Below are 7,236 nucleotides of genomic sequence, written 5' to 3'. Positions count from 1 at the left end.
AAGTGGCTCCCCAGACTGGACTCGAACCAGTGACATACGGATTAACAGTCCGCCGTTCTACCAACTGAACTACAGGGGAATCGATACTTTAAATTTTTAACATTATAAAAGTGGCTCCCCAGACTGGACTCGAACCAGTGACATACGGATTAACAGTCCGCCGTTCTACCAACTGAACTACAGGGGATTCGCAATACTTTTATAACAGTCTACAACTTTGACTAAAAATGGCTCCCCAGACTGGACTCGAACCAGTGACATACGGATTAACAGTCCGCCGTTCTACCAACTGAACTACAGGGGAATTGCTATTTTTAGTGATACTTACCGAATAAGATAAAAAGTGGCTCCCCAGACTGGACTCGAACCAGTGACATACGGATTAACAGTCCGCCGTTCTACCAACTGAACTACAGGGGAATTACTTTTCATATCTATTAGATAATTATCTAATTTAACTTAACTTGGCTCCCCAGACTGGACTCGAACCAGTGACATACGGATTAACAGTCCGCCGTTCTACCAACTGAACTACAGGGGAAGCGTTTAAGTTACGTCTCGTTGAAGACGGAGCGCATATTAAATCGCTCTTACAACTGAGTCAACTCGACAAGGGAAAAAAAATGAAATTATACGCTTAAGTGGTCATCTAACGCACATAACGGTGGTGAATGCAGCATTTTTGTTAATATATGAACAGCGGTGGTATAAGCCTATGAGTTATTCGAAGTTTTCGATTGTGCAATTTCTGATTGGAATGTAGAAGTCTGGACAACAAAGAGGTCTTAATTACAAATGTAGTAAAATTACAGTAAATGGCGTTTACCTGAAGTTGGAGTAGTTGCTGTAAAAATGCCCATAGCGACAAGGTTTGCAAGAGTTATCCACTAAATCTGTGGATAAGCCTGTGGGTTACTCACAAAAACGTGCTTCTAAAGCTGATGGGTAGTGACTTGAGGTTAAATTGGACGAAATTATCTGCGTTTTTTTTTCATGATTAAAAACAGTGTGATGGAAAAAGCAACAGTTAATTTGAGCTATGATAAACCTTGTAAGAATCTTGTAACAAACTTGTCGGCTAGTATTGTGAATTAATCAGCCTATTTTACTGGTGTTGACGTAAAGGTTAGTTATAACGGGAGTCTCTATTGAGACGTTATAAAGTTTCAATGGTTTTAGCCTAACCTTTGGCTCTTGCTAATATGCAGTGGTCTTACATCATAATATTGTCGGCACAACGCCGTTAACGCTTGTGCTCTTTATATGGCGTACGCTCTATGGGTTTATAAGCGTTAGTGAAAATTGGCAATTATCCTGCCCGTGCCCATTTCGCCAGTCATACCCAAAAACGACATGTGGTCAAATGCTACTAGATGAAGGACTTATTTTGTCTGCGTTAGCATATATGTCTTCTATTTTTAATGTACTGAATTTTTTAGTTCGGGTTGCTATCGATTAGGCTCTGCATAATGATACATATGCTTGCTTAAGCTAAATTACAATGTCACACCATTTCTTATCTAAATTAGGGTAAAATAATGGCCTATCTTGCCAAGGAAGTATTTGCGTGTCTGAATCTGTATTTCAATTAGAATCCATGTATAAGCCGGCTGGCGATCAACCAACCGCGATTAATAAACTTGTCGATGGCCTTGAGTCCGGTGTGGCTTGCCAGACATTACTTGGTGTTACAGGCTCTGGTAAAACATTTACTATAGCCAATGTGATTGAAAAAATGTCGCGGCCAACGATTATTATGGCTCCAAACAAGACTTTGGCTGCACAGCTTTACGGCGAGATGAAAGAGTTCTTCCCTCATAACGCGGTTGAGTATTTTGTGTCGTATTACGACTACTATCAACCTGAAGCTTATGTACCTTCAACAGGCACTTTTATTGAAAAAGACGCTTCTGTTAACGCCCACATTGAGCAGATGCGCCTTTCTGCCACTAAAGCACTGCTTGAACGAAAAGATGTCGTTTTAATCGCGTCTGTTTCTGCCATTTATGGTTTGGGCGATCCCAAATCTTACATGAAAATGCTACTACATCTGCGTGAAGGCGGGATTATGCAGCAGCGCGAGATCTTAAAACGGTTAAGTGAGCTGCAATATACCCGCAACGATATCGAACTGCAGCGCGGTACTTATCGTGTTCGGGGGGAGGTGATAGATATTTTCCCCGCAGACTCAGACAAACATGCAATTAGAATTGAGTTGTTTGATGATGAGATCGAGCGGCTAAGTATGTTTGATCCGCTTACGGGTCATATCGTTAAACGTATTGCGCGAACGACAGTTTACCCTAAAAGCCACTATGTGACGCCACGAGAATCAATTTTAGCGGCAACAGAAGAGATTAAAGAAGAACTAAGAGATAGAAAAAAGCAGCTACTGGATCTGAATAAGTTAATTGAAGAACAGCGGATCTCCGAGCGTGTACAATACGATGTTGAGATGATGACTGAGCTGGGTTACTGCTCTGGTATTGAAAACTACTCTCGGTATCTCTCTGGTCGTGCACCTGGAGATGGACCGCCAACACTATTGGATTACTTACCAGAAGACGGATTACTAATTATCGATGAGTCTCACGTTACTGTGCCACAAATTGGCGCCATGTATAAAGGTGATCGCTCTAGAAAAATGAATCTCGTTGAATATGGCTTCCGTTTACCGTCAGCGCTCGATAACCGTCCTTTGAAGTTTGAAGAGTTCGAAGCCTTAATGCCACAAAGTATCTTTGTGTCAGCGACGCCAAGTGATTATGAAATTGATAAGTCTGATGGCGAAATTGCAGAGCAGGTAGTGCGTCCGACAGGCTTGCTCGACCCTGAAATCGAAGTACGACCTGTTGGTATACAAGTCGATGATTTATTGTCGGAGATCGGCAAGCGAGTCGCAGTAAATGAGCGTGTGCTGGTGACTACGCTGACCAAACGCATGTCTGAGGACTTAACGGAATACTTAGATGAGCATGGCGTTAAAGTGCGTTACTTGCATTCTGATATTGATACTGTAGAGCGAGTTGAGATTATTCGTGACTTACGACTTGGTGTATTTGATGTGCTCATCGGCATTAACTTACTTCGAGAAGGGTTAGACATGCCTGAGGTATCTTTGGTATGTATTTTAGACGCTGACAAAGAAGGCTTTTTGCGTTCTGAACGCTCGCTTATCCAGACCATCGGCCGCGCCGCGCGTAATGTGAATGGTAAGGTGATCTTATATGGCGACCGTATTACAAAATCGATGGATAAAGCGATAACCGAAACCAATCGTCGCCGCGAAAAACAGCATCAATATAACCTTGATAATGGCATTACGCCAAAAGGGGTCATTAAGAAGATCACTGATGTAATGGACGTTGGTGATACCAGTGATATTTCCCAAGACAGGCTTAAACGTGTCGCAGAAAGTGATGCTGAGTACCATGTGAAACCAGCAGATATTAGTCATGAAATTGATAGGCTTGAAAAACAGATGCACGAACATGCCAAGAATCTAGAGTTTGAGGAAGCTGCGGCGATTCGTGACAAAGTTGGCCGTTTAAGAGAGCAATTTATAAAAGCGTAATTTGATCAATAGATGAAGAAAAAGGCAGCTTGATAAATCCGCTGCCTTTTTCGTATCAGATGTAATGCTATTTAGCCCGACTTGCCAAATACACTAAAACTATCCCTGCGCAGGTTAAGCCACACATTAAACCAATTAAGTGGGCTTCAGTTGCCACCCGTGCATCGATAAGCGCTGTGACTTCGGCGCTAGCGCCATAATATTGCTCATAAGCCACCTTTAAGATAACGCCAAGCAGCAACAAGTAGCCGCTTTTATAACCTTGGCGAATATCAAACACGGCACCATAGGCAAAAAGTCCGTGTAACATGCCGCTCAAACCGACATAGCCGACCAATTCAGGGTAAAAAGCCAGTAAGCCTATCCCTTGCAGTAAACACAGAATGATAAACAAAACACTGAGCTTAGTTGCTCGATAATGCTGTTCATGTAATGCAATGATCACCCAAAGCCCTGTTAAATTCATCACTAAGTGCCAGAGGTTGGTGTGCAATAGGTTACCCGTGAGTAATCGCCACCATTGACTTTCTAAGATTAAATATCTTTGGTAAGAAAGTTCATTATCTAGCCCGAACGCAAATAGGGCTGTACAAAGTAAGCTACAGATAAATGCGACTAGATAAGGGCTATTTAGTGATAGATGGCTTTTGCCATTAGGCTTTATTAGCGCCAGCATGGTCAATTTATCGCGATTTAGCGCAAAGTTGAGCCATAATGGTTTGTTTGTTGTTGAGGTAGTCTTCGAGACCACGCTTTCTTAATAAACAAGCCGGGCAAGTGCCACAACCATCCCCTTTAATCCCGTTATAACAAGTTAATGTTTCATGGCGAATGAGGTCTAAGCTTTGCAATTGATCGGCGAGTGCCCATGTTTCAGCTTTATCAAGCCACATCAGCGGAGTCGAAATAGTCAGCTTTTTATCCATACCTTGTTCTAATGCAGCTTGCATGGCTTTTACAAAATCATTGCGGCAATCGGGGTAACCAGAAAAGTCGGTTTCACAGACCCCAGTAATGACGGTATCTGCACCTAACTGATAAGCATAAATGCCTGCTAATGTCAGAAATAAGATGTTTCGACCTGGAACGAACGTATTAGGTAAGCCATTTTCCATAAGCTCATTAGAAACCGGGATTGAGTCACGAGTCAGCGCCGAGATAGCTAACTCATTAAGTAATGTCACATCCATCACTTTATGGCTAGCAAGCTTTAATTTGATCCCAATATCTTGTGCTATTTCAATTTCTTCTCTATGTCGTTGTCCATAATCGAAGGTAATGCCGTGCACCTCATCAAATTGTTGAAGGGCTTGGATGAGGCAGGTTGTCGAATCTTGACCACCACTAAAAACTACAACGGCTTTTGACATAATTAAATATAATCTTGTAATAAATAAGATTGCATAGTTTAACGCAGCAACGAATGCTTTTAAACTACTTGCGACTAAGGGCGAAATCCTCTATAACTGCGCCCCGGTTAACCAAGAGGCAAAAAAATGAAATATCCAGTAAATGAAGTGTTTGAAACAATACAAGGCGAGGGGACGTTTACCGGAGTGCCGGCTATTTTTGTCAGACTTCAAGGTTGTCCTGTTGGTTGTTCTTGGTGTGATACTAAGCAAACATGGGAATTACTTGAACAAAACCGAGTTGCACCAGAGCTGGTTATTCAAGTTGACGGCACAATCGGGCGCTGGGCTGAGTTAACCGCACAAGAATTAGTGAAAGCGTTTGTCGATAAAGGTTTTAATGCAAAGCATGTGGTTATTACGGGCGGCGAACCCTGTTTATATAACTTGGATGAATTAACAAGTTATCTTCATAGCGAAGGTTATCAAACACAAATTGAAACCAGTGGCACGTTCGAGGTTGTTTGTGATGCAAAAACATGGGTGACCGTATCGCCAAAAGTAAATATGAAAGGCGGATACTCTGTGTTAGAGCAAGCGTTAAATCGCGCCGATGAGATTAAGCACCCAGTTGCCACCCAAAAGCATATTGATGAATTAGATAACTTATTAGCTGATATCGATTTAACGGGGAAAACCGTTTGTTTGCAGCCTATTAGTCAAAAACCGAGAGCAACAGAGTTGGCTATGAGAACCTGTATTGCACGTAATTGGCGTTTATCAATCCAGACCCATAAGTATTTAGATATTGATTAGAATTACGGTTTCTACTTAATCGAGTGTTTTGAGTTAGTTAACTCCAAAATACTAAAAGCCCTTACATTCTTCATGTAAGGGCTTTTTTGTAAGCTCAATTTTAGTTATCGCATGGGCAAGTTAAGCGACCTGTTTCGCTAAACTTTTCGAGTGCCGCATTATAGGGGGCTAAATCACCGATGTTTTCTGCAATCCAAGTGGGATTGTAATAAGTATCTAAATAGCGCTCACCTGAATCACAGATTAGGGTGACGATAGAGCCTACTTCGCCTTTGGCTGCCATCTCGCTTGCAAGCTGTAATGCGCCATACAAATTTGTGCCCGTTGATGCTCCAGTTTTACGGCCAATGATTCTTTCTAACCAGTTGATGGTCGCGACAGAAGCAGGGTCGGGGATTTTACGCATTTCGTCGACCACACCAGGAATGAACGAAGGTTCAGCACGTGGGCGACCAATCCCTTCAATTTTACTGCCATTATCGCAGGTGACAGTGTTATCGCCGCTAGTGAAGTAGTCAAAGAACACCGAGTTTTCAGGATCGACAACGCAAAGTTTACTGCTTAACCTTTGGTAGCGAATATAGCGGCCAATTGTTGCTGAGGTGCCGCCAGTTCCGGGACTCATTACAATCCAGCTCGGAATAGCATGTTGCTCTTTTTTCATTTGGTCAAAGATTGAATTGGCAATATTGTTATTACCTCGCCAGTCGGTAGCCCTTTCTGCATAGGTAAACTGGTCCATATAGTGCCCATCGAGCTCGTTAGCAAGACGTTCAGACTCAGCGTAGATTTTACTTGAGTGATCTACAAAATGGCATTGTCCGCCGTAAAATTCAATTTGTTGAACCTTACGTTTAGCGGTAGTGCTCGGCATAACGGCGATAAAAGGTAAACCCAGCAAACGGGCAAAGTAAGCCTCAGATACCGCAGTACTACCAGAAGAGGACTCAATTACCGTGGTGCCTTCTTTGATCCAACCATTACAGAGTGCATAAAGAAACAGTGACCGTGCTAGGCGGTGTTTTAAACTTCCCGTAGGGTGGGTACTTTCGTCTTTAAGGTAGATATCAATACCGTTTAAAGTTGGCGTGTCGAGCTTTATTAAGTGAGTGTCAGCGCTACGTTGAAAGTCCGCTTCAATTTTCTCGATTGCTTGATTTATCCAAGAATTAGTCACGATCTAGTCTCTGATTAATACATTTAAAGCAAATCATAGTGAAAAGGTAGCTAGATTGGTAGCAGAAAAAGCATAAAGGTTTGGCTTGTAATATTAAGCTAAGGATATGAGGTAGTGAGGTGTCTATTGATATAGCATTTATTGCATTATTTAATACGAACAGACTTAGGAGTTAAGTTAAAGTCAATGTTAGTAATTTGGGGTAATGGACTACAGGAAAAGGAAGTGATTAAGAAGTGGTGGAGGGAGAAGGATTCGAACCTTCGAAGGCTGAGCCGTCAGATTTACAGTCTGATCCCTTTGGCCACTCGGGAACCCCT

Annotated in this window: 5 protein-coding genes and 5 tRNA genes; 2 read left to right on the top strand and 8 right to left on the bottom strand. The window is 42.2% G+C overall.

What is annotated here, in order from left to right; translation table 11 throughout:
- Positions 1–3 precede the first annotated feature (3 nt).
- From L2748_RS22505 to L2748_RS22485, 5 genes are all read right to left on the bottom strand, one after another.
- Positions 4–79 (bottom strand) — tRNA-Asn (locus L2748_RS22505).
- Between the two features lie 32 nt (positions 80–111).
- Positions 112–187, bottom strand: a tRNA-Asn gene (locus L2748_RS22500).
- A gap of 41 nt (positions 188–228) precedes the next feature.
- Positions 229–304: transfer RNA gene (locus L2748_RS22495), tRNA-Asn, on the bottom strand.
- Between the two features lie 40 nt (positions 305–344).
- Positions 345–420: transfer RNA gene (locus L2748_RS22490), tRNA-Asn, on the bottom strand.
- 45 nt (positions 421–465) lie between these two features.
- A tRNA-Asn gene (locus L2748_RS22485) sits at positions 466–541 on the bottom strand.
- 1,026 nt (positions 542–1,567) lie between these two features.
- Here L2748_RS22485 and uvrB point away from each other — a divergent pair.
- On the top strand, positions 1,568–3,574 hold the full coding sequence (uvrB, locus tag L2748_RS22480) for an excinuclease ABC subunit UvrB (RefSeq protein ID WP_220782166.1): 2,007 nt from the start codon (positions 1,568–1,570) through the stop codon (positions 3,572–3,574).
- A gap of 67 nt (positions 3,575–3,641) precedes the next feature.
- Here uvrB and rrtA read toward each other — a convergent pair whose 3' ends face one another.
- Positions 3,642–4,250, bottom strand: coding sequence for a rhombosortase (gene rrtA / locus L2748_RS22475; protein WP_220782167.1), 609 nt, complete (start codon positions 4,248–4,250; stop codon positions 3,642–3,644).
- Positions 4,251–4,257: 7 nt separating this feature from the next.
- A complete protein-coding gene (queC, locus tag L2748_RS22470; protein ID WP_220782168.1) occupies positions 4,258–4,944 on the bottom strand; it encodes a 7-cyano-7-deazaguanine synthase QueC in 687 nt (228 codons plus the stop codon).
- 126 nt (positions 4,945–5,070) lie between these two features.
- On the opposite strand from queC, the gene queE reads away from it, so the two are divergent.
- Positions 5,071–5,739: a 7-carboxy-7-deazaguanine synthase QueE gene (queE, locus tag L2748_RS22465; protein ID WP_220782169.1), complete on the top strand. Its 669-nt coding sequence runs from the start codon at positions 5,071–5,073 to the stop codon at positions 5,737–5,739.
- 100 nt (positions 5,740–5,839) lie between these two features.
- Here the strand turns inward: queE and L2748_RS22460 are convergent, their stop codons facing one another.
- Positions 5,840–6,916 (bottom strand): PLP-dependent cysteine synthase family protein, encoded by a 1,077-nt coding sequence (locus L2748_RS22460; protein WP_276516309.1) that lies wholly within the window; start codon positions 6,914–6,916, stop codon positions 5,840–5,842.
- Between the last annotated feature and the right edge of the window lie 320 nt (positions 6,917–7,236).

The organism is Shewanella sairae (assembly GCF_023283535.1).
In the GTDB taxonomy this organism is placed as follows: Bacteria; Pseudomonadota; Gammaproteobacteria; order Enterobacterales; family Shewanellaceae; genus Shewanella; species Shewanella sairae.
The sequence above is the reverse complement of the archived record's forward strand: the minus strand, read 5'-3'. Positions and strand labels throughout refer to the sequence as shown.

Bases quoted from the DNA above. Each gene is read 5' to 3' on its own strand.
- rrtA (WP_220782167.1), bottom strand. From the start codon at position 4,250: ATGCTGGCGCTAATAAAGCCTAATGGCAAAAGCCATCTATCACTAAAT.
- queC (WP_220782168.1), bottom strand. From the start codon at position 4,944: ATGTCAAAAGCCGTTGTAGTTTTTAGTGGTGGTCAAGATTCGACAACC.
- queE (WP_220782169.1), top strand. From the start codon at position 5,071: ATGAAATATCCAGTAAATGAAGTGTTTGAAACAATACAAGGCGAGGGG.